Source organism: uncultured Brevundimonas sp., from assembly GCF_937870815.1.
Classification (GTDB): Bacteria; Pseudomonadota; Alphaproteobacteria; order Caulobacterales; family Caulobacteraceae; genus Brevundimonas.
In genome coordinates this window covers 1-21839 of the sequence record NZ_CALMZS010000002.1, presented here as the reverse complement: position 1 = coordinate 21839, position 21839 = coordinate 1, and the positions used below count along the sequence as shown (strand labels likewise).

18 protein-coding genes and 1 pseudogene are annotated in these 21839 nt (G+C 69.3%); 7 read left to right on the top strand and 12 right to left on the bottom strand.

Translation table 11 applies throughout. The features are described 5' to 3' along the window. The first annotated feature begins 196 nt into the window (after positions 1 to 196). The 3 genes from Q0588_RS00235 to Q0588_RS00225 all read left to right on the top strand — a co-directional run bounded on the left by Q0588_RS00235 (position 197) and on the right by Q0588_RS00225 (position 5821). The gene (locus Q0588_RS00235; RefSeq protein ID WP_298742701.1) at positions 197 to 1294 is read left to right on the top strand and encodes a Glu/Leu/Phe/Val dehydrogenase; all 1098 of its coding nucleotides are present in this window, start codon (positions 197 to 199) and stop codon (positions 1292 to 1294) included. Between the two features lie 641 nt (positions 1295 to 1935). Beyond that, entirely contained in the window at positions 1936 to 3969 is a 2034-nt protein-coding gene (gene cckA, locus Q0588_RS00230; RefSeq protein ID WP_298742699.1) for a cell cycle histidine kinase CckA, read from the top strand. Positions 3970 to 4024: 55 nt separating this feature from the next. Continuing rightward, entirely contained in the window at positions 4025 to 5821 is a 1797-nt protein-coding gene (locus tag Q0588_RS00225; RefSeq protein WP_298742697.1) for a DUF885 family protein, read from the top strand. 58 nt (positions 5822 to 5879) lie between these two features. Here the strand turns inward: Q0588_RS00225 and Q0588_RS00220 are convergent, their stop codons facing one another. Together Q0588_RS00220 and Q0588_RS00215 are read right to left on the bottom strand one after the other, a co-directional pair. Next, on the bottom strand, positions 5880 to 6839 hold the full coding sequence (locus Q0588_RS00220; protein ID WP_298742695.1) for an NAD(P)/FAD-dependent oxidoreductase: 960 nt from the start codon (positions 6837 to 6839) through the stop codon (positions 5880 to 5882). Then, a complete protein-coding gene (locus Q0588_RS00215; RefSeq protein WP_298742693.1) occupies positions 6788 to 7741 on the bottom strand; it encodes a DUF1176 domain-containing protein in 954 nt (317 codons plus the stop codon). The genes Q0588_RS00220 and Q0588_RS00215 overlap by 52 nt, the downstream gene beginning before the upstream one ends. Before the next feature lie 249 nt (positions 7742 to 7990). Here Q0588_RS00215 and Q0588_RS00210 point away from each other — a divergent pair, with 249 nt between their 5' ends. From Q0588_RS00210 to Q0588_RS00200, 3 genes are all read left to right on the top strand, one after another. Continuing rightward, positions 7991 to 9205 (top strand): NADP-dependent isocitrate dehydrogenase, encoded by a 1215-nt coding sequence (locus Q0588_RS00210; RefSeq protein WP_298742691.1) that lies wholly within the window; start codon positions 7991 to 7993, stop codon positions 9203 to 9205. 166 nt (positions 9206 to 9371) lie between these two features. Continuing rightward, on the top strand, positions 9372 to 10058 hold the full coding sequence (locus Q0588_RS00205; RefSeq protein WP_298742689.1) for a DUF2939 domain-containing protein: 687 nt from the start codon (positions 9372 to 9374) through the stop codon (positions 10056 to 10058). A 77-nt stretch (positions 10059 to 10135) separates the two neighbouring features. Beyond that, positions 10136 to 10702 (top strand): DUF2939 domain-containing protein, encoded by a 567-nt coding sequence (locus tag Q0588_RS00200; protein WP_298742687.1) that lies wholly within the window; start codon positions 10136 to 10138, stop codon positions 10700 to 10702. Here Q0588_RS00200 and Q0588_RS00195 read toward each other — a convergent pair. The 8 genes from Q0588_RS00195 to Q0588_RS00160 all read right to left on the bottom strand — a co-directional run bounded on the left by Q0588_RS00195 (position 10693) and on the right by Q0588_RS00160 (position 18553). Further along, positions 10693 to 10959: a type II toxin-antitoxin system RelE/ParE family toxin gene (locus tag Q0588_RS00195; protein ID WP_298742685.1), complete on the bottom strand. Its 267-nt coding sequence runs from the start codon at positions 10957 to 10959 to the stop codon at positions 10693 to 10695. The genes Q0588_RS00200 and Q0588_RS00195 overlap by 10 nt on opposite strands. After that, positions 10943 to 11164, bottom strand: a complete 222-nt coding sequence (locus Q0588_RS00190; protein ID WP_298742683.1) for a CopG family transcriptional regulator — start codon at positions 11162 to 11164, stop codon at positions 10943 to 10945. The genes Q0588_RS00195 and Q0588_RS00190 overlap by 17 nt, the downstream gene beginning before the upstream one ends. Positions 11165 to 11327: 163 nt before the next feature. Then, a complete protein-coding gene (locus Q0588_RS00185) occupies positions 11328 to 11597 on the bottom strand; it encodes a hypothetical protein (RefSeq protein WP_298742681.1) in 270 nt (89 codons plus the stop codon). Between the two features lie 470 nt (positions 11598 to 12067). Beyond that, positions 12068 to 14746, bottom strand: a complete 2679-nt coding sequence (alaS, locus tag Q0588_RS00180; RefSeq protein WP_298742680.1) for an alanine--tRNA ligase — start codon at positions 14744 to 14746, stop codon at positions 12068 to 12070. A 61-nt stretch (positions 14747 to 14807) separates the two neighbouring features. Beyond that, entirely contained in the window at positions 14808 to 15962 is a 1155-nt protein-coding gene (locus tag Q0588_RS00175; protein WP_298742679.1) for a DUF4268 domain-containing protein, read from the bottom strand. Between the two features lie 269 nt (positions 15963 to 16231). After that, positions 16232 to 17317 (bottom strand): recombinase RecA, encoded by a 1086-nt coding sequence (gene recA, locus Q0588_RS00170; RefSeq protein WP_298742703.1) that lies wholly within the window; start codon positions 17315 to 17317, stop codon positions 16232 to 16234. 463 nt (positions 17318 to 17780) lie between these two features. After that, entirely contained in the window at positions 17781 to 18236 is a 456-nt protein-coding gene (locus Q0588_RS00165; RefSeq protein WP_298742678.1) for a cupin domain-containing protein, read from the bottom strand. A 92-nt stretch (positions 18237 to 18328) separates the two neighbouring features. Next, positions 18329 to 18553, bottom strand: a complete 225-nt coding sequence (locus tag Q0588_RS00160) for a tautomerase family protein (protein WP_298742677.1) — start codon at positions 18551 to 18553, stop codon at positions 18329 to 18331. Between the two features lie 131 nt (positions 18554 to 18684). On the opposite strand from Q0588_RS00160, the gene Q0588_RS00155 reads away from it, so the two are divergent. Beyond that, positions 18685 to 20232: a winged helix-turn-helix domain-containing protein gene (locus tag Q0588_RS00155; RefSeq protein WP_298742676.1), complete on the top strand. Its 1548-nt coding sequence runs from the start codon at positions 18685 to 18687 to the stop codon at positions 20230 to 20232. A 332-nt stretch (positions 20233 to 20564) separates the two neighbouring features. Here the strand turns inward: Q0588_RS00155 and Q0588_RS00150 are convergent, their stop codons facing one another. Together Q0588_RS00150 and Q0588_RS00145 are read right to left on the bottom strand one after the other, a co-directional pair. Continuing rightward, entirely contained in the window at positions 20565 to 21260 is a 696-nt protein-coding gene (locus tag Q0588_RS00150) for a L,D-transpeptidase (protein WP_298742674.1), read from the bottom strand. A gap of 77 nt (positions 21261 to 21337) precedes the next feature. Next, positions 21338 to 21839, bottom strand: a pseudogene (locus Q0588_RS00145) (hypothetical protein); the annotation flags it as partial.

Below are 21839 nucleotides of genomic sequence, written 5' to 3'. Positions count from 1 at the left end.
GCAGCAGCCCCTGGCCACAACGCAGCTCAGCTGTCCCTAATTTAGCTGTCTCAGTTCCGGGGGTCACTCCAGGCGGCCGGCATCTGAAAGTGGTGTGTGTCCCTACTTATCCGCCCCCAAAAACCGCCATGCTTGCCCTGTCGGGCGTCCCGGCGTATCAGCCCGCAACAAAAAATACCCCCGGGAGACGCCGCTTATGGGTGAGACCCTGTTCGATTCCCCGTCCTTCGCGAACCACGAAGGCGTCCACGCCGTCTTTGATGAAAAGACCGGCCTGCGTGCGATTATCGCCGTTCACTCGACCGCGCGCGGCCCGGCCGTCGGCGGAACCCGGATGTGGAACTACGCCTCCAGCGCCGAGGCGCTCGAGGACGTGCTGCGCCTGTCGCGGGGCATGAGCTACAAGAACGCCGTCGCCGACCTCGAGATGGGCGGCGGCAAGGCGGTCATCATCGGCGACAGCCGCACCCGGAAGACCCCGGAGCTGTTCCGCGCCTTCGGCCGCGCCGTCGACATCCTCGGCGGCCTCTATTACGCGGCCGAGGACGTCGGCGTGTCGGTCGCCGACATCGCCGAGGCCCGCAAGGTCACCCCCTTTGTGCTCGGCCTGAACGACGGGCCCGGAGCCTCGGGCGACCCCAGCCCGGTCACCGCCGAGGGGGTGTTCCGCTCGACCCTGACCGTCGCCCGCCGCCTGTGGAAACAGGACGACCTGACCGGCCTGACCGTGGCGCTGCAGGGCGTCGGCCATGTCGGCGGCTATCTGGCCGACAAGCTGCACGCCGCCGGCGCGAAACTGGTCATGACCGACGTCAACACCGCCCTGCTGTCCGAGGTCGCCGCCCGCACCAAGGCCGAGGTCGTCGCCCCCGACGCCATCTATGACGCCCAGGCCGACATCTACGCCCCCTGCGCCCTCGGCGCGACGCTGAACCCCGGGACCCTCGACCGGCTGACCGCCAAGGCCGTGGTCGGCGCCGCCAACAACCAGCTGGCTACGCCCGAGATCGGCCGGATGCTGTTCGAGCGCGGCGTGCTCTACGCTCCCGACTACGTCGTCAACGGCGGCGGCATCATCAATGTCGCCTCGGAACTGAAGGCCCGCCAGACCGGCGGCCCCTACGATCCGGCCTGGGTCGAGGCCCGGCTGTCGCGCCTGATGGAGACGCTGGAGGAGATTCTGGACCGCTCGGCGACCGAACAGCGCCCGACCCACCAGATCGCCGACGCCATCGCCGAGGCCCGCATCGACGCCGCCCGCGACCGGAAGGCCGAACAGCTCAAGGCGGCCTGACGGCGACGCGGGCCGTTCCGGCCCTTCGCGTCCGTCGCTGGCCGCGCTGGTTCGTCACAAAGGTCTCGAAGGACCTCACGAAGGACACGAAGGGAGCCCGCCAGGCCTCTCTTCCGCGGGCCCTTGCCCGCAGTCGCCTCATTGCGTCTCCCTGACGGGAGCCGCAGGCCCTCCGACCCCTTCGTGTCCTTCGTGCATCTTCCTTCGTGGCCTTCGTGAGAACCTCGGCTCTCCCAAGCCATGACGCTGTGCTGGCAATCCGCGAAAACATAGTCGGATTGTGAGAGCGATCTCCCGCCTTTTCAGTCACTTCGCCGTTTCTAAAACCGATCTTCCATCCGGATAAGCCGGCGGGTGCATAATGCCGCCCGTCCTGTCGCTCCGGCAGGCGCCGGGTCTTTGACAATCGCATCCCCGCCGCACCGCCCGAGGCGCGCCGATGCAGACTCTGCCGACTCCGCCACACCAATTTTCGGAGACCCTGCCGACTCTGCCGACTCCGCCACACCGTTTTTCGGGATTTCACCCGGCTGGAACCCGCCGCCCAGCCCTCATTCCCGGCTTCGACCCGCCGGATTCGCCCCCGGCGCGCATACGGACCATCATCGCCGGAGACGCCCATTGATTCGGGCCGAGGCGACATGACCGCAACCGACCGCAAGGGCTTCGATCCGCTGCTCATCGTCATGGCGATCGGCTTCGTCGTGGCCGTCGGCGCCCTGGCCTATCCGGCCTTCCGCGCCGACCCGATGAGCGCGCCGGGCCTGGTGCTGATCTTCACCGTCGGGGCCGTGGCCCTGATCGGCCTGTTCGCCTTCGCCCGCGGCGAAAGCCGCAAGCCGCTCGGCGACACCACCGTCGAGCTGCTCGACGCCATGGCCGAGCCGGCCGCCCTGGTCTGGGCCTCCGGCCAGGTGCTGGCCTTCAACGCCGCCTGGGCCGGGGGGAACGGCGCCGTCACCAGCCTGCCCAAGGGCCGCTCGGCCGCGGCCCTCTACATGGCCTTCGCCCAGGCCCGCGCCGGCGAACAGGGCCGCGCCATCGTCGTCATCGGCGACCGTGAGCAGGAGGTGCTGATCGGCCGGGCCGGGGAGGGGCGTTTCCTCGTCCGCGCGGCCCCGGACGCCGCCCTGCCGGTGGTCACCGGCGGCGCCCCGGCCCCGGTCTCCAACGCCGCCGAGAGCCGGGCCATGGCCGCCGGGGCCCCGTTCGGCTCGGCCGTGATCGCCGCCGAGGACCTGTTCGGCGGCAAGGTCGAGGAGGCCAACGCCGCCCTCGCCGCCCTGACCGGGCCGGCCGCCGCCCGCGACGCCGCCTTCGGCCACCTGTTCGACCCGGCCCTGGTGGCCGAGGCCCGCGCCCGCCTGGCCGCCGGCTCCTCGGGGCCGATCGAACTGGTCGCCCGCGCCTTCCCGGACAAGATGCTGCACCTCTACGTCGCCCCGGAAGGCGACCGGCGGCGCATCTGGCTGTTCGACGTCTCGGCCCAGAAGTCGATGGAGCTGCAGCTGTCGCAGGCCCAGAAGATGCAGGCCGTGGGCCAGTTGGCCGGGGGCGTGGCCCACGATTTCAACAACCTGCTGACCGCCATCCAGCTGCAGCTCTCCGGCCTGCTGGAACGCCACCCGGTCGGCGACCCCTCCTATGAGGGCCTCAACGAAATCCGCCAGACCGCCATCCGCGCCGCCGACCTGGTGCGCAAGCTGCTGGCCTTCTCGCGCAAATCGACCGTCCGCCGCGAGCGCCTCGACCTCGGCGAGCTGGTCGGCGAGTTCGCGGTCCTGCTGCGCCGCCTGCTGCGCGAGGACGTCCGGCTCGAGACCGACTACGGCCGCGACCTTCCGGTGGTCCTGGCCGACAAGAGCCAGCTGGAGACGGCGGTGATGAACCTCGCCGTCAACGCCCGCGACGCCATGCGCGGGGTGGTCGAGCCCGGGGCCGGGGTGGTCACCATCCGCACCGCCCGCCTCAGCGCCGCCGAAGCCCGCGCCCTCGGCTGGGCCGCCCCGACCAGCGACGCGGTCGCCCTGATCGAGGTCAGCGACACCGGCCCCGGCGTGCCGCCCGAGCTTCTCGGCAAGATCTTCGAGCCGTTCTTCACCACCAAGGCGGTGAACGAGGGCACCGGCATGGGCCTGGCCACGGTCTACGGCATCGTCGAACAGGCCGGCGGCCATATCAACGTCTCCAACCTCGAGGGGGCGGGCGCCGCCTTCCGCATCTTCCTGCCCGAGGCCGCCGAGGCCGACCTGGCCGAGACGCCGGTGGTCGAAAAGGTGGCCAAGGCGCCGCGCGACCTCTCCGGCGCCGGCCGTATCCTGTTCGTCGAGGACGAGGCGGCGGTGCGCGGCATCGCCGCCCGCCTGCTGCGCCAGCGCGGCTACGACGTCATCGAGGCCGAGGATGGCGAACAGGCCCTGGAGCTCGCCGAACAGCACGCCGGCACCATCGACATGATGATCTCCGACGTCATCATGCCCGGCCTCGACGGCCCGGCCCTGCTCAAGAAGGCGCGCCAGTACCTCGGCGACGCCCCGGTCCTGTTCATCTCGGGCTACGCCGAGAGCGACTTCTCCGACCTGCTGCAGGACGAGGTCGGCGTCTCCTTCCTGCCCAAGCCGCTCGACATCAAGACCCTGGCCGAACGGGTCAAGCAGGAGCTCCGGGCGGCGTGACTTGCCGAAGCGCCGCCGTTCGTCGCAATCTGTCGCTTCCCGGGAGAGCCACGCCATGATCGATCGCCGCCGACTGCTTCTGACCGCCGCCGGCGGAGCCGGACTGGTCGCCGCCGGGCCGGTCCTCGCCCGCGGCGAGGCCGACGACCGCCTCGACGCCCTGCTGTCGCGCTGGTTCGACGAGGATGTCGAGCGTTCGCCTGAGGCCGCCACCAACCTCGGCCTCGACCGCGGCGAGCGCGCCCACCTGTCCTCGAAACTGTCCGACCGCGGCGAGACGGCGTGGCTGGCCGACCGTGCCGCCGCCGACGCCCGGCTGCGGGCGCTCGCGGATTTCGACCAGACCGGCCTGACCCGTCCCGGCTCGATCAACCTCGCGGTCGCCGCCTTCCGCGCCCAGACCGCCTCGACCGGGGCCTCCTTCGACTATGGCTCGGCCATCGAGGGCGGGCGGATGGGGCCCTACCTCGTCAACCAGATGACGGGCTCCTACTTCACCGTCCCCGACTTCATGGACACCCAGCACCGCGTCGAGGACCGCGACGGGGCCGAGGCCTTCCTCGCCCGCCTCGCCGCCTTCGGCCCCAATCTCGACGCCGAGACCGGCCGCATCGTCCGCGACGCAGGCAAGGGCGTGGTCGCGCCGGACTTCATCATCGACCTGACCCTGGGCCAGCTCAGGGCGCTGCGCGGCCAGCCGGCCGCCGACATGGCGATGATCCGCACCCTGGAGCGCAAGGCGACGGCGCTCGGCCTGGCCGGCTACGGCGACCGCGGCGCGGCGCTTGTCGAGACGGAGGTCAAGCCGGCGCTGGAGCGCCAGATCGCCGCCTTCGAACGCCTGCGCCCCGACGCCGTCCACGACGCCGGCGTCTGGCGCCTGCCGGAGGGCGAGCGCTTCTACGCCCACGGACTGAAATACTGGACCACCACCGACATGACCCCGGACGAGGTCCACGCCGTCGGCCTCGACCAGGTCGCCGCCATCAGCGCCGAGATCGACGCCATCCTGAAGGCCCGGGGCATGACCCAGGGCACGGTCGGCGAGCGGATCGACGCCCTCAACAAGGACCCGGCCCAGCTCTGGCCCGATACGGAGGAGGGCAAGGCCGCCCTGATCGAGAGCCTGAACCGCCAGGTCGCCGCGCTCGAGCCCATGCTGCCGCGCCTGTTCGGCCGCCTGCCCCGCTCGAGGGTCGAGGTGCGACGCGTGCCGCCGGCCATCGAGGCCGGGGCTCCCGGCGGCTACTATCAGGGCCCGCCGCTCGACGGCTCGCGGCCCGGCGCCTACTACGTCAACCTGCGCTCGACGGCGAACTGGCCGAAATTCTCGCTGCCGACCCTGACCTATCACGAGGCCTCGCCGGGCCATCACCTGCAGGTCGCCCTGCAGCGCGAGAACCAGTCCCTGCCGCGCTACCGCCGGGCCAACGGCTTCTCCGCCTACAACGAGGGCTGGGCCCTCTATGCCGAGGCCGTGGCCGCCGACGACCTCGACGTCTACGCCGACGACCCGCTCGGCCGGGTCGGCTTCCTGATGTCCTACCTGTTCCGCGCCGTGCGGCTGGTGGTCGACACCGGCCTGCATCACAAGCGCTGGAGCCGGGAACAGGCGGTCGACTACATGGTGGCGTCGGGGGCCAAGCCGGTCGGCGCCGCCAACAGCGAGATCAACCGCTACTGCGCCATGCCGGGCCAGGCCTGCGCCTACAAGATCGGCCACACCGTCATCGCCCGCCTGCGCGCCGAGGCCGAGGCCCGGCCGGGCTTCGACCTGCGCCGCTTCCACGACGCCGTGCTGGCCAACGGCTCCACGCCCCTGTCGGTGCTCGAGGACCTGATGCGGTCGTGAGACGGCGCCCCGCCCGGCCGGCGGCCGGACGGTCGGCGACGGGGTCTGCTCGGCGGCGCTAGCCGACGGTCCAGCCGTCCGCCTCGCGCAGGGCGTTGTGGATCGCCGTCGCGGCGATCGCGGCCTCGGCCCCCGCCACGGCGATCTGGTTCAGGCCGCGGACCACATCCCCGGCCGCATGGAGACCCGGCACGGAGGTCGCCTGATGGAGGTCGACGACCATGCAGCCGTCCTCGCCGACCCGCGCGCCCAGGGTCCGGGCCAGCTCCGCGTTCGGCGAGGTCCCCAGCGCCGAATAGACCAGGTCGAACACCCGGGAGGTCCCGCCCCAGGCCAGGGCCGTCACCCGGTCGCCCTCCAGCCGGACATTGTCGATCGGGGCCCGGATCAGTTCGACGCCCATCCGGCGAAGCTCCTCTTCCTCCGTCAGGGCGTCGGCCGGCCCGACGTGGATCAGCGTCACCCGGTCGGAATAGGTGCGCAGAAAGGCCGCCTCGCGCACACCCCTGTCGTCCTTGCCGATGACCGCGACCGCCTTGTCGATCGCCTCGTAGCCGTCGCAGATCGGACAGATGCGCACCAGCGCCCGCTCGATGGCCCGCTCGACGCCGGGCAGGTCGGGATGGTGGTCCGTCACGCCCGTCGCCAGCAGCACGGCGCGGGCGTGAACCTCGCGTCCGTTGAGGCGCGCCGTGAAGCCGTCGCCGTTCCGCGCCAGGACTTCGACCCGGCCGGGCTCGATGACGGCGTCGAACTCCAGCGCCTGTTCTCTCATCCGCTTCAGAATGGCCTCGCCGGCGATCCCGTGCGGGAAGCCGGGCAGGTTGTGGCTGACCGGAATCCAGCAGGCCCGGGGCGCGCCGCCGTCGGCGACCAGCACCCGCCGCCGGAAGCGCGCCAGGTAGGTGGCGGCGGTCAGCCCGGCCGGGCCGCCGCCGATGATCAGGACCTCGGGCTTGTCGCCGCTCACCGAGTCCGCCAGGTGGTCGGCCAGTAGTCCGGGGGCGTCCCCCAGCATTCGCTCATCGCCCGCTCGTTGGTCAGGACGAAATCACGGCCGGTCCAGGTCCAGGTGGAGGCGGTTCCGCAGTCGCCGACCCCCCGCCCCTTGGCGAAGGCGGTGATGGTGCGGGTTTCCGGCGCATAGCCGCCGTTGAGGGTTCCGGCGGAGGCTTCTCCCGAGGCCGACGCCAGCCGGGCCGCCCTCGGATCGCGGCCATTCGGTCCGGTGATGTACCAGTCGTGCCCCATGTTGTAGGCGCCGGCGAAGCACGGAACCGCCCAGAGTTCGGTGGAGGCGTCCAGTCTGGCCGACATCACTTCCTTTCCGACCCAATGGTCAGCGGTTTCGGCGCGGCACTCCGCCACCGCCGGCACAGCCTCCAACGCGGCGGGCAGGAGCTGGTTCTGATCGCCGAAGCCGGCCTGCGATATGGCCGGCGCAGGCGTGAGCACGGGCAGGGGCGGGGCAGGGGGGACGGCGGAGGCAGGCCGGGAACCCGGCCGGCGCAGCGCTGTCACGGTATTCACCCGGCCCTGTCGCTCGTCGATCCACAGCAGGGCGGCCGCCGCGCCGGTCAGGGAAAGCTCGTGGTCGTCTCCGATCCGGGCCGACCCGCCGTTGGCGAGCGCGCGGGCCGCTTCGAGCGCCCGGTCGTCCGGGAGTTCGGCGGCGACCGGCTCGTTGTCGGCGAGCGTCATCGGATAGTCGGTCCCGTCGATGGTCAGGGCGAACGAGCGCCCCGCTTCGACCCCTTCTGGCCAGTATCCCGCGGCGACCTCCGGACGGGCGTCAGGCCCCGGTCCGATCGCTACCCGGATCCAGCCGACGCCGCCCGAGGCCGGGCCGTAGCCGAAGCACGCGTTGCCGTTGTCGCAGACCGCGATCCAGTCCCGGAAGGCCCGGGTTTCGGAGGCCATGGCCCCCGACGTGACGGCTTGTGGGCCGGCCGCGTCCGCCGGCCCGCAGGCCGGCAGCGCCATGAGACCGCCTGCGCAGACGGCGGCCAATCGCCGGTGGTTCATCCCCGTCTCCCCATGCGCCTCGTCCCCCTCGAGCGACGATACACGCCCGACCCCGGCGAGTCGCCGCCGCCCTTTGCGCCCGCGCCCCGCCGCCGCTATACCGCCGGCCTTACTCCCCATTCCCAATCAGAGGCGCGAACCCGCATGACCAGGATCAAGGTCGCCAATCCCATCGTGGACATCGACGGCGACGAGATGACCCGCATCATCTGGCAGATGATCAAGGACAAGCTGGTCTTCCCCTTCCTGGACGTCGAGCTCGACTACTACGACCTGGGCATGGAGCATCGCGACGCCACCGACGACCAGGTGACCATCGACGCGGCCCACGCGATCCAGAAGCACGGCGTGGGCGTCAAATGCGCCACCATCACCCCCGACGAGGCCCGGGTGAAGGAGTTCGGCCTGAAGAAGATGTGGAAGTCGCCCAACGGCACGATCCGCAACATCCTCGGCGGCGTGGTCTTCCGCGAGCCGATCATCTGTTCGAACGTGCCGCGGCTGGTGCCGGGCTGGACCCAGCCCATCGTCGTCGGCCGCCACGCCTTCGGCGACCAGTACAAGGCCACCGACTTCCTGGTGCCCGGTCCCGGCAAGCTGATGATGACCTTCACCGGCGACGACGGCGCCGTGATCGAGCATGAGGTGTTCCAGTTCCCCTCGGCCGGCGTGGCCATGGGCATGTACAACCTCGACGACTCGATCACCGAGTTCGCCCGCGCCAGCTTCGCCTTCGGCCTGGGCCGCAGTTTCCCGGTCTATCTGTCGACCAAGAACACCATCCTCAAAGCCTATGACGGGCGCTTCAAGGACATCTTCCAGACGGTGTTCGACGAGGAGTTCGCCGACCGGTTCAAGGCCGCCGGCCTGACCTATGAGCACCGCCTGATCGACGACATGGTGGCCGCGGCGATCAAATGGTCCGGCGGTTTCGTCTGGGCCTGCAAGAACTACGACGGCGACGTGCAGTCTGACGTGGTGGCGCAGGGCTTCGGCTCCCTGGGCCTGATGACCTCGGTGCTGATGACCCCGGACGGCAAGGTGCTGGAATCGGAGGCCGCCCACGGCACCGTCACCCGCCACTATCGCCAGCACCAGAAGGGCGAGGCGACCTCGACCAACTCGATCGCCTCGATCTTCGCCTGGACGCGCGGCTTCTCGCACCGCGCCAAGCTGGACGGCAACGACGAGCTGGCGAAATTCGCCGCCACCCTCGAGCGGGTCGTGGTCGAGACCGTCGAGAGCGGCCATATGACCAAGGACCTGGCGCTTCTGGTCGGCGACCGGCAGGGCTGGCTGACCACCGAAGGCTTCCTCGACAAGGTCGCCGAGAACCTGACCGCGGCGATGAAGGGCTGATCGGCCCCTCTCCCCAGCGGGTGAGGGGTTTCCTGCGCGTCGGCCAGACCGGCGCGACCCCTCATCCGGCCCGCTTCGCGGCCCACCTTCTCCCGCAAGGGGAGAAGGGATGTTGGAGCGTGGCTCGTCCTGTGCATTGATGGCGGCGAACGAGGGGAAGACGGTCTTGAACACGCCATCCGACGAGCATCATCAGCCAGTCTGGGCGCGGAACGCGAAGCGGCGGCGCGGGGGCGGGGGGCTGCTCGGCAAGCTGATCCTGTTCGCCCTGTTGATGGCGGTGTTCGTCTTTTTCGTCGCGCCCGCCGTGGCCTTCTTCGGCATCCGATCGGCGGCCGAGGCGAGCGATGCCGCCGGGCTGGCGCGCCTGATCGACTATCCCGCCGTGCGCCAATCCCTGCGGCCGCAACTTGACGGTAATCCGGCGGCCTCCGCCCCGGCGCCGTCTTTCATGGAAGACCCCATCGGCGCGGTGCGCCGCCAGTTCGAGCAGGCGACGGCGGTCCCCGCGCCAGACGTCGAAGCCTATCTGACGCCCGCCGCCCTTGCGGCCCTGACCCGGGGCGAGGGCCGCTACGCCTCACAGCGCACGGACGCGGCCCTTCCGTCGCCGGACAACACCAATACGGGCGGCCCGCTGCCGAAGCCGGTCTATTGGGGCCTGAACCGGGCGCGGATGAGCGTCGCCGACGAGGGCGGGTCCGAGACCGTCTTCACCTTCGAGCGCAAGGGGCCCTTCGAGTGGAAACTGGTCCACGTCGGCCTGCCCGACGGCGTCGCGCCCGCCCCGGCGCCCGAAGCTGCGGCTCAGGCCGCCCCCATGGTCGGGCGGAGCGGGCGCAAGGCCGGCTGACTCCGCCGCCCCTTGGCGACCCTGCGCGACTCGGGCAACCGTAGCGGTAGGGAGGCGTTACGACGCCAGAGGGTTGCATGAAGAAATCACTGATCGTCGGCGTCGCCTTCGGGGCCCTGGCCCTGTTCGGAATCGCCTGGGCCGCCGCCCCTGTGCTGGCGGCGCAGTCCCTGATCCGCGCGGCCAAGGCCGGGGATGAGGACAAGATCGAGACGCTGGTCGACTTTCCGGCGTTGCGCGAAAGCCTGAAGTCCGAGCTCAACGCCGAACTGATGGCGCGCATGAGCCGCGATCCGCGCGTGGCCGACAGCGGTCTGGGCGGTCTGGGCATGATACTGGCGCCGATGATCCTGTCCGGGGCGGTCGACACCCTGGTCACGCCCGAGGTGGTGGCCCACATGGTCACCACGGCCGAGGCGCCCGATCCCACACGCCGTCCCGCGCCCGAACCGGCCGGGGACGAGTCCGATGGCGACGACATCCATCAGTCCTGGGGCTATCGCGGCCTGAACGAATTCGCCGTCACCCTGACCGACCGCGACCAGCCCGACGATCACCTGGCCCTGATCCTGGAGCGTCGGGGGATGTTCGAGTGGAAGCTGGCGGCGGTGGATTTGCAAAGTGCGCCGGCGGGTCAGCGATAGACCTCCTTGCGGTCGCCGATCTTGAGAACCAGAACAACAAGCCGCTGGTCGTGAATCTCGCAGATCACGCGGTGGTCACCGACCCGGTAGCGCCAATAGGATTTGAGCGGTCCCGACAAGGCCTGACCCAGGTCGCGGGGATTCGCCATCGCCGCAAGCCGGACCTCCAGGAAGTCCGTGATCCTGCGAGCGGTCTGGCGATCCAGCCTGGACAGCTGCTTTTCTACGACGTCGCGATATTCAATCGTCCAGGCCAAGGGACGCCCTGACTTCGGCTGAACTCAGAACCTTGTCCAGACCCATCCGAATGCGTTCGCTGGCCGCTGCGGCATGATAATAGTCTTCCAGGTTCTCTATCCCCAGGCGGAACAGATCTGGAAGCAGGGACGCCTTGGAAAAGCCGGTCTCGGTCGCCAGCCGGTCAAGCCGTTCGTCAATGTCGTCGGGCAGGTCGATGGTCAAAGACATAATGCCAGTATAGCGTATGTCGCGCTCCCCTCAACCCGCCAGCGCCGCCCGCACCGCCGTCACCCCCACCGACCGCGACCGCCCGGACCGACGGGCGCTGATCCTGGAACGGCGCGGCAGGTTCGCGTGGAAGCCGGCGGCGGTGGTCCGGACGGGACTATGCGCGCCGTCGGACATCCGGGTCGGAAGGAGTCCATCGCAGCCAGGCATTGGAGGACGCTTGGTGCAGCCGGGCGAAGTGCGAGGCCGCGTCCGCGCCGAATATCAGGGGGTCGCTGACATGGGCGTCTTCAAGCAGACCCATGACCAGGTCCAGAACCTCGGATCCGGCCAGTTCTTCACCATCCGCCAGTCGCGCGAGATGGGCGGAGAGGATCTTGCGGCGCGCGCTGGAACCGACCGGGACGTGCGCGCGTCGCTGGCGCAACGTTTTCGCCGGCGCGGGGGGGGGGGGGCGATTTCAGCCCGGGCGGCGGCGAAATCCAGAACGTCTGACCCCCGGTGAACCACGGCCTCCGACGGCGTCGGCGGGGGCGAGGCGTCGGCGGTCCGACGGACCCGCTTGCCGCATTTGTAGCAGAGATCGGCCCGATGCCTTTCGGACCAGGTCAGCTCGTGGTTGCACAATGACCTCTTCAGCCGCTTGAATACGGATGTCATGCCAGCCCCCGACCGATCACCGCGGCGACCTTTGGCGATCCGTTAGGATTTTGTCAACCAAGGTTCGGGGAGCCGGGTTCGATTCCGCGCGGCCGTGTTCGGCGGTCCCCTGGGCATTCCGCGCGTGGATTCGGGCGTGTCCATCCGAACCCGGAGGAATTGGCTTCTGGAGCCTGATCGGCTGAGGTGGACTCTCCGGGCCTTGTCGGACCGCGTGCGACCGGCCCCGATTTCGCTCTACGGCGCCTTCAGCGCCGCCCGCACGGCCGCGAGGCCCGCCTCCGCCTTCGATCCGTCGGGCGCGCCGCCCTGGGCGAAGTCCGGCTTGCCGCCGGCGCCCTGGCCGCCCATGGCGATGACCGCCGCGCGGGCGAGGTCGGCCGCATTGACCTTGCCCGACTCTGGGCCGGCGATGTCCGAGGTCACGGCCACGGTGATCGCCGCCTTGCCCTCGGTGACGCCGATCAGGGCGACGACGCCCGAGCCGACCTGTTTGCGGAAATCCTCGGCCACGCCGCGCAGACCCTTGCCGTCGACGCCGTCGAGGACGCGGGCGATCAGTTTGACGCCGTTGATTTCTTCCGGCGCGGCGTTGACCGAACCGCCTCCGCCGCCGAGGGCCAGTTGCTTCTTCAGCTCGGCGACCTGTTTCTCCAGCGCGCGGCGGTCGGCGGTCAGGGCCTCGACCCGGGCCGGGACGTCGGCGGGCTGGACCTTGAACGACTGGGCCAGGGATTTCGCCACCCCGGCCTGGGCCAGCAGGAACTGGCGCGCGGCCTCGCCGGTCAGGGCCTCGATGCGGCGCACGCCGGCGGCGATGCCGCTCTCGGACACGATCCTGAACAGGGCGATGTCGCCGGTGCGGGCCACATGCGTCCCGCCGCACAGTTCGACCGAATACGGGCCCTCGCCGGTCAGGGCGCGGCCCAGGGTCAGCACCCGCACCTCGTCGCCGTATTTCTCGCCGAACAGGGCCACGGCGCCGGCGGCGATGGCGGCTTGCGGGGCCATCATCCGGGTCTCGGCCGGCAGGTTCTGGCGGATGACGGCGTTGACCTCGTCCTCCATGCGCGCCAGCTCCTCCTCGGTCACCGGAGCGTTGTGGCTGAAGTCGAAGCGCAGCCGCTCGGAGTCGACCATCTGGCCCTTCTGCGCCACGTGGCCGCCCAGAACATTGGCCAGCGCCTTGTGCAGCAGGTGGGCGGCGGAGTGGTTGGCGCGGGTGGTCAGGCGGGCCTGGGCGTCGACGCGCAGCTGGACCCGGGCCCCGATGGCCAGCGCGCCCGAGCCGATCTCGATGCGGTGGGCGTAGAGGTCGCCGGCGTGCTTCTGCACGTCCAGCACCGTCCCGGCCCCGGTTTCGCCGTGGGCGTCGGTCCATTCGATCTCGCCCCGGTCGCCGGCCTGGCCGCCGCCCTCGCCGTAGAAGGGCGTCTGGTCGAACAGCACCTCGGCGGTCTCGCCGGCGCCGAGCGCGTCGATCGAGGCGCCGTCGCGGACGATGGCCAGCACCTCGCCCGAATCCTCGACCGCGTCATAGCCGGTGAACACCGTCGGGCCGAGCCGGTCGCGCAGCGCCAGCCATTCGCCGGCCGAGGCGGTCTGGCCCGAGCCGGTCCAGTGCTCGCGCGAGCGGCTGCGCTGGGCCTGCATGGCGGCGTCGAAACCCTCGGTGTCGACGGTGAAGCCGCGGCGGCGGGCCTCGTCCTGGGTCAGGTCGAGGGGAAAGCCGTAGGTGTCGTACAGGGTGAAGGCGGTACGGCCCGGCAGCACGCCGCCCTCGCCGAGATCGCGCGCCGCCTCCTCCAGCAGGCCCATGCCGCGGCCCAGGGTGGTGCGGAAGCGGATCTCTTCCTGTTTCAGCGTGTCCTCGATGAAGGCCTGGGCGCGGCGCAGTTCGGGATAGGCGTCGCCCATCTCCCGAACCAGCGTCGGCACGAGCTTGTGCATCAGCGGCTCGGCGGCGCCGAGCAGATGGGCGTGGCGCATGGCCCGGCGCATGATCCGGCGCAGCACATAGCCGCGGCCCTCGTTCGACGGCGTGACCCCGTCGGCGATCAGGAAGGACGATGCGCGCAGATGATCGGCGATGACCCGGTGGCTGGGGGCGCGGTCGCCCTCGGCGGCGGTGTCGGTCTCATGCTCCGAGGCCGCGATCAGGGTGCGGAACAGGTCGGTCTCATAGTTGGAGTGGACGCCCTGCAGCACCGCCGCGACCCGCTCCAGCCCCATGCCGGTGTCGATCGACGGCTTCGGCAGCAGCGAGCGCGAGCCGTCGGCGGCCTGGTCGAACTGCATGAACACCAGGTTCCAGATCTCGACCCAGCGGTCGCCGTCCTCGTCCGGGGTGCCGGGAGGGCCGCCCCATATGTGGTCGCCGTGGTCGTAGAATATCTCGGTGCAGGGGCCGCACGGGCCGGTGTCGCCCATCGACCAGAAATTGTCCGAGCCGGCGATGCGGGCGATCCTCGATTCCGGCAGGCCGGCGATCTTCCGCCACAGGTCGAAGGCCTCGTCGTCGTCGATATAGACGGTGGCCATCAGCCGCTCGGCCGGGATGCCGAACTCCCGGGTGACCAGGTTCCAGGCCATCTCGATGGCGTGTTCCTTGAAATAGTCGCCGAAGGAGAAATTGCCCAGCATCTCGAAGAAGGTGTGGTGGCGGGCGGTGTAGCCGACATTGTCCAGGTCGTTGTGCTTGCCGCCGGCGCGGATGCATTTCTGCGAACTGGCGGCGCGCTTGACGGCGCGCGTCTCCTGGCCGGTGAAGACGTTCTTGAACGGCACCATGCCGGCGTTGACGAACAGCAGGGTCGGGTCGTTCTGCGGCACCAGCGGAGCCGACGGGACCTTCTCGTGGCCGTCGGCCGCGAAATAGTCGAGGAAGGTCGAGCGGATCTGGTTCAGGCTGGCCATGGTTCGTCGCGTTCGGCTTTGGGGAGATCGGGCGTCATATAGAGTTTTCCCGCCCCGCGCATCACCCCGACGTGATCGTCTGAGCGAGGTTGGCCCGATCCGGGGGAACGTACCGCGCGGCGGCGGCTAGCCTCGGCGCCAGCGCCGTCTCTAAGAGGGTCATGGCATCAACCATGAAAGCGATCATATTCGGCCATTGTTCGGCGTCGAAGACGTTGGCTGGCCGTTCCAGTTTGATGCGGCAGGCCCGGCGGTTGTCTAGTCTCTCCCATTCGAGAGGGTGACCGATCTCGCGCTCGATCGCTGTTCGATCCGCGTGTAGCTGATCGAACAGCGCCTCGTTTTGCGCCTTGTCCCCCCGGTCGATATAGAGTTCCGCCCGTCCATAGTGCTGGGTGGCCCCGAAGTTGAAGCCGACGCCGCGCACGCCGGAGCCTGCGCTGATCCAGCACTCCTTACCTGGCGAAATGCTTTGATACAGCGTTGAAGCGGTGGCGTTCATCGCCCGGATGACTTCGGTCCAGAACTGTCGCCTGAGGGGGTGACGGCGCGCTTCTTTTTCCAAGCCCTCGACTTCGTCTTTGGCCTTGTCCGCCAGACCGATCGTGAATTCTTCGGTGTCCTTGGTCGGAATGATCTGGTCGATGCTTAGAAAGAGCTCCTCGCCCATGGCGAAGGGGCTGGCTCGAAAGCACTGGATCCGGACCCGGAAGTTACTGAGCCAGAGAACCGTGGAGGTGACTTCCCTGCGAAAGTTCGCCGCCACCAGAATGATCCGTTGGCTGACGCCCTTGTTGAGAGTCAGATCATCGTATTCTTCATCGAAGAAGGCGCACAGAGCCTCCTCCGCAGACTGACCGTCACCACAACGCTGGAGATAGTCCTGAAAGATGTTGCGGATTTCATCCTTGGTCATCGCCGCGCAGTAGGAGGCGTATTTCAACGCCTGCCAGGTCACGTCACGACCGGTGTCATCCAGCTTGTTTTCGATGATGACCAGCGAGCCCTGCTTGTCGAGTGCGAGAAGGTCTAGCCGTTCGCTGGTGTCGGAGAAGCCCGCAAACTCCTTCTGGATGACCAGCAGATCCTCGCCGAGAGCCGACGGTTCTCGCGCGATCCACTCCTGAAGATGCGCCCGCTCGCGAAATCCCAACTCCTTGAAAGAGACGGTCCTCAGAGCTTGAATAGTGTTGGTCGGTCGATCGATCCTGTACATGGCATGAGCCTATCAGGGGTTGAGATTGCCGCGCCAGAACTGTCGCTGGGAGAAGTGAAAAAAGGCCGCCCGACCCCGGGTGGGAGGTCGGGCGGCCGCTCCGTCCGGCCCGGCCCGTCGGGGTCGGTGGCGGGTCGGCGGACCCGGCCGGAGAAGTCTGTTCCTCCCCGACGGGGGAGGGGGACCACGCGCAGCGTGGTGGAGGGGGGTTGATCACAAAGGCCGGCGTCGGGGGCGGCCCCCTCCCCGACAGGGGAGGAATGTCCGGATCAGCCCTCGAGGTCCTGGCCCTCGTCGGGTTCGGGGGCGCCCAGCAGCTCCTCGGCGATCTTGCTGGTCGAGGCGCGCACGGCCTTCTCGATCGAGTCGGCGATGTCGGGATTGGCCTTGAGGAAGGCGCGCACATTCTCGCGCCCCTGGCCGATGCGCTGGCTGTCGTAGGAGAACCAGCTGCCCGACTTCTCGACGACGCCGGCCTTGACGCCGAGGTCGATGATCTCGCCCAGTTTGGAGATGCCCTCGCCGTACATGATGTCGAAGATGACCTCGCGGAACGGCGGGGCGACCTTGTTCTTGACCACCTTGACCCGGGTGGTGTTGCCGACCACCTCGTCGCGGTCCTTGATCGCGCCGGTGCGGCGGATGTCGAGGCGGACCGAGGCGTAGAATTTCAGCGCGTTTCCGCCGGTCGTCGTCTCCGGCGAGCCGTACATGACGCCGATCTTGTGGCGGATCTGGTTGATGAACAGGACGATGCACTGCGACCTGTTGATCGAGGCGGTCAGCTTGCGCAGGGCCTGGCTCATCAGCCGGGCCTGAAGGCCGGGCAGGCTGTCGCCCATCTCGCCCTCGATCTCGGCGCGGGGCGTAAGCGCGGCGACGGAGTCGACCACCACGATGTCCACGGCCCCCGAGCGCACCAGGGTGTCGACGATCTCCAGCGCCTGTTCGCCGGTGTCGGGCTGCGACACCAGCAGGTCGTCGAGATTGACCCCCAGCTTCTGGGCGTAGCCCGGATCCAGAGCGTGTTCGGCGTCGACGAAGGCGGCGGTGCCGCCGGCCTTCTGGATCTCGGCCACGGTGTGCAGGGCCAGGGTGGTCTTGCCCGAGCTTTCCGGCCCGAACACCTCGATGACCCGGCCGCGCGGCAGGCCGCCGATGCCCAGCGCCATGTCGAGGCCGAGCGAGCCGGTCGAGACCGACGGAATCGCCTCCAGCGCCGCGCCGCCCCTGCCCAGCTTCATCACCGAGCCCTTGCCGAAGGCGCGGTCGATCTGGGCGATCGCCGCCTCCAGGGCCCGCTGCTTGTCGCCGTCGTCCTTGCCGACCAATTTCAGATTCGCCTGCGCCGCCACCTTGCCGCTCTCCCTTGCCATGATTCCCGTTCGATACCCTGGAGGAGAGGCCCGCCTTCGGCCCGATGACCGTGACCCGCTCCCTTTGTGAGCGGCACTATGTGCACGGTTTGTTCCGGTTGCCAATATGTTCTTTTTGGAACGGCGGAGGGATGCGTCCGATTTTGACGCATGGGGGGCGCGCGCGGCGCCCCCGGGCGTATAGGCGCAGATGGCCGACGTCGGCGAGGCGGGCGTTGCGGATGGGCAGGACGGCGGGCTTGGAGGGCTTGGCCATGCGCCCTGAACGTATGTCGCCGCTCCGGGATCGACCCTGTGTCCGGCGATCGGGCGGGTCACCTTTGATCGGCCAGGTTAGGGTCGAACTATATCTGCTTTTTGGCCGATCACTCGACCGTCCGGCCGGGTCTCTTCGAACGCGCAGGTGACTCGGAGCGGCGGCCCGATCCGGCAGTGGCGCGATTCAGCCCGGCTCGAGGTCGGCCTCAGCCGCTATTGCGTCCACGGGACCGTCGAAGGCGATGAACAGCACACAGGCCTCGTCGCTGACGCAAACCGCGCGATGGGGCAGACCGGCCGGGCCATAGGCATAGGTGCCCGGCCTCAGCGTGGTCTCTTCAGCCCCGCGATATTTCACCGTCAGCCGGCCGGCAGCGAGCATCATGCGCTCGGCGCTTGTGTGGGTATGATAGGGCAGCGCCTGGCCAGGGGCGACCCGCAGCAAGACGTCGGCGCCAGGCGCGGCTGGATCCCCGTGCAAGATCGTCAGCTCGCAGCCGACAGGGAACACGGCGGGACAGGCCGACCAGGCAATGGAGGCATCGTCATGGCCGACGGCCAGGGGACGCTCGGGAGCCTGGGCCGATGCGGCGACAAGCAGTCCGGCGGCGGCGAGCAGCAGGGGCGTTGCAAGGGTCATGTCAGGTCTCCTGGGGTTGAGGGAGGGGTTGGCTGCCTGAATCGCAGGAACAACTCATCGGCCTGCACCGCTACAGCTCTGGCGGCGAACAATCACACTGCTTCCGCGCTCGCCAGGCCGTGGACATCTGCTGCGGTCAGGGTCTTGCCGCCGATGCCCCAGTCGCCCTGCTCGATCTCCTGGACGCGGACCCAGGTGACGCCGCGCAGGGCTTCGCCTTCCACGGCGACCATCGCGTCCGTGACCTTTTCGATGAGGTCGCGCTTCTGGCCGGGAGTAAAGACGTCCTTGATGACGTCGATGGTCACGAGGGGCATGCGGATTCTCCTGATCGCAGGGGGCGCGGGCCTTGATCACTGGAGACTAGCAAGGTGCGGAGCGCCGGACTTGCAGGAGTCCGGGAGATTTTCTGGAGATTTCCGGAGCCTCGGATGTAGGGTGGCGAAGGATGATCTACGCCTTCGAAGACTATCGGCTGGACATCGCCGCGCGCGAACTTCGTCGGGGCGCGGCGATGATTCCGGTCGAGCCGCAGGTGTTCGCCCTGCTGACGCTGCTGGTCGAGAACCGTCAGCGCCTCGTCAGCCGCGAAGAGATCATCGAGAAGGTCTGGAATGGGCGAAGCGTGTCCGAGTCGGCGCTCGACAGTCGGATCAAGTCGGCTCGGCAGGCGATTGGCGACGACGGCCGGGCGCAGCGACTGATCCGGACGCAGCATGGCGTGGGTTTCCGGTTCGTGGGCGCGGTTACGCCCCGGACGGAGGCCGCCGTGGTCGCGGAAGGATCGGCCGGGTTGGAGGAGGAGTCAGACCCCGCGCCGTTGCGCCCTTCCATTGCCGTGCTGCCCTTCTCGCTCGTGGGAATCGCCGGGCCCTATGGTGCGATCGCCCATGCCCTGCCGCACGACCTGATCGTAGAGCTGTCGCGTTTGCGGTGGTTGTTCGTCGTAGCGCGCGCCTCATCGTTCCAGCTCCGCGGCGCCGCCCTGACGCCCGCCGCTGTAAAGGCGGCGCTTGGGGTCAGCTATTGCCTGTCTGGCGTCGTCGAGCTCGAGGCGGACGGACTGACGGTCAGGGTGGAGCTTTGTGAGACCGCCGATGGCAGCGTGCTCTGGAGCGAGAGGTATCGGAGCAGCGTGGGCGGCGTGCATGAAATCCGCGAGGAGATCAGCTGCGCCGTCGTTGCCGCGCTGGAGCTGCAAATACCGCTGGAGGAGGCGCGGCGGGCGCTGAAGACGCCGGAAAATCTCGACGCCTGGGCTGCCTATCATCTCGGCCTGGGGCAGATGTACCAGTTTAGCCGTGACGGCGCCGAGCGCGCCGCGACGCTGTTTGCGCAGGCTATCGATCGGGAGCCGGGATTCGCCCGCGCCTTCGCAGGCCTGTCGTTCGCGCATTTCGAGGGTGCATTCCTGCGGTTCGCCAGCGATCGGGCGGCGGCGGCCCTGTCGGCCCGGCGCTTCGCCGAGCGCAGCCTGGAGCTCGATCCGCTCGATCCGTTCTGCAACCTGGTGATGGGCCGAGCGGCTTGGCTGACGGGAGATCTCGAGGGCGCGCTGCCGTGGCTGGATCGCGCGGTAGAGCTCAATCCCAACTATGCGCAGGGCAAGTACTCCAGCGCATGGACGCGGACCTTGCTCGGCGAAGGCGGGAACGGCCGGGCGCTCACCGACGCGGCAATGTCGCTCAGCCCGCTCGATCCATTGCGCTACGGAATGTTGGGTGTTCGGGCCTTTTCGCACCTCGTTCTGGACGAGCGGGCGGAAGCGGCGTCATGGGGGGAACGCGCCGCCCGTGCGCCGCACGCCCATCCATTGATCGAACTGGTCGCCGCCGTCGGCCATGGGCTTAACGGCGACCATGAATTGGCCCGGGCTTGGGCGAACTCGGCGCGGAAGCGCCAGCCGGGGATAGGCGTGGCGGATTTTCTGGAGGCGTTTCCCTTTCGCGAGGCCGAAGTCCGCAACCGGATCAGCGGCACGCTTCGAGGCTTGTAGCGTCCTCCGGCGCAGAGCGCCGCCAATCGTCAGCGCTGCGCAACCGCGCTCCACGTCAAAATCGGTCGTACGATGGTACGGGGACCTTGCGCTAACAATCGGTTGGTTGCCAATATGTTCTTTTTGGAACGGCGCGGACGGAGGGTGGGGTACGACCAAATTTGACGTATGGTTGGCGGGCTAGGCGCCGGAGGCAAGCCGGCTCATAGATGTCGCCGTGGTGGTGGGAAGGCGGATGTGAGCCTCATCCTGGCCAGCGTCTGCATCGCGCCAGAAGCGGTCGGACGCCGCGGCCGAAGAGCGGACCTGCGGAAACAGCGGAGGCGGTGCTGTCAGTCCAACGGCGCCCCCTCCTGGTCCGGGGTGGATGGGACAACGCCGGGAGTCCGGAAAAACACGTCCGCGGGCGATCCATGTTCCGGTAGAATATAGACAACGCCCATTGTGCGGTTGAACGCAGGCTCCACGACCTGCTCGTAGAACTTCACCGGCACATTCACGCACCCGTATGAAATCCGGTTGTCTTCGGCCGAGGCCGTGGCCAGGCGCTGCAGGCGCCGGTCCGCCGCCCGGGTGGTGATGACCGGATGCAGGGACAGGGCCGCGTCGTAGTCGATCCATAGAATGCCGTTGCCGCCAAGGTTCTCGCCCAGCGAGGCCAGGAACCGCCCCGCCGGCGTGATACGTTCCTGCGGCAGGATGGCGGACAGGGGGCGGTCCCCTATGCCCGGGGGCGATACGTCGCCGGGCGCCAGCCCCATCAGGGCGGGAGCGGCGCCGAGCAACCGTCCCTCGCCATCGTAGGCCAGAACCTGTGCATTGATCTTGTCGATGACCAGAAACGGAAGTCCCTGATTGTCGGCCGTTTCACGCACCCAGGCCGCGACTTCGTTCGCGATGGAGGAGCCGGTGGCATCCGCCGCGCCGTCGCGGTCTTCGGGCGAGTAGGCATGCTCGTCAGCCAGGCAGGCCTGGGCGAACGCGAGCCCCACGACCAGTCCCGCCGCGGTCGCGCATCGTCCGATCATGCGGCCCCGGGACCCACGCCGACAAGGCTCCGGGCGGGAGACAGACCTCGGGAGTGGGCGCACCGGGGCCGGCATGGTCAGTTGCGATCCTGCTTGCGGGGATAGACCGGGACCGGCGGAGGGGGCGGCAGGACCCGCGCGGCCGGCGCCGGCGCCTCGACCACCTCCTCGACGGGCGGAGAGACGGGAGCCGATTCGTACGGTGGCAGCCGGACGCCGCCATCGACCACCTCGAACGACAGGTCCGGCGACGGAGCCGGTCGCGAAGGCGGCGTCACGATCGGGTAGATCGCCGTGGGCGGGGGCGCGACCGGCGACGGCACGGGCGGCGTGACCGGAGGCGGCGGCGGCGGCGGAGGCGGCGACACCGGGATCACCGGCGGCGGAGGCGGCGGAGGAGGCGGCGACGGCGGAGGCGGCGACACGGGCGGGATCACCGGCGGCGGAGGAGGCGGAGGAGGAGGAGGAGGAGGAGGAGGAGGAGGAGGAGGAGGAGGAGGAGGAGGAGGAGGAGGCGGCGGCGGCGGCGGCGGCGGCGCCGGCGCGGCGGTGGCGGCGGCGGCGGTCGAGGCGGCGCCC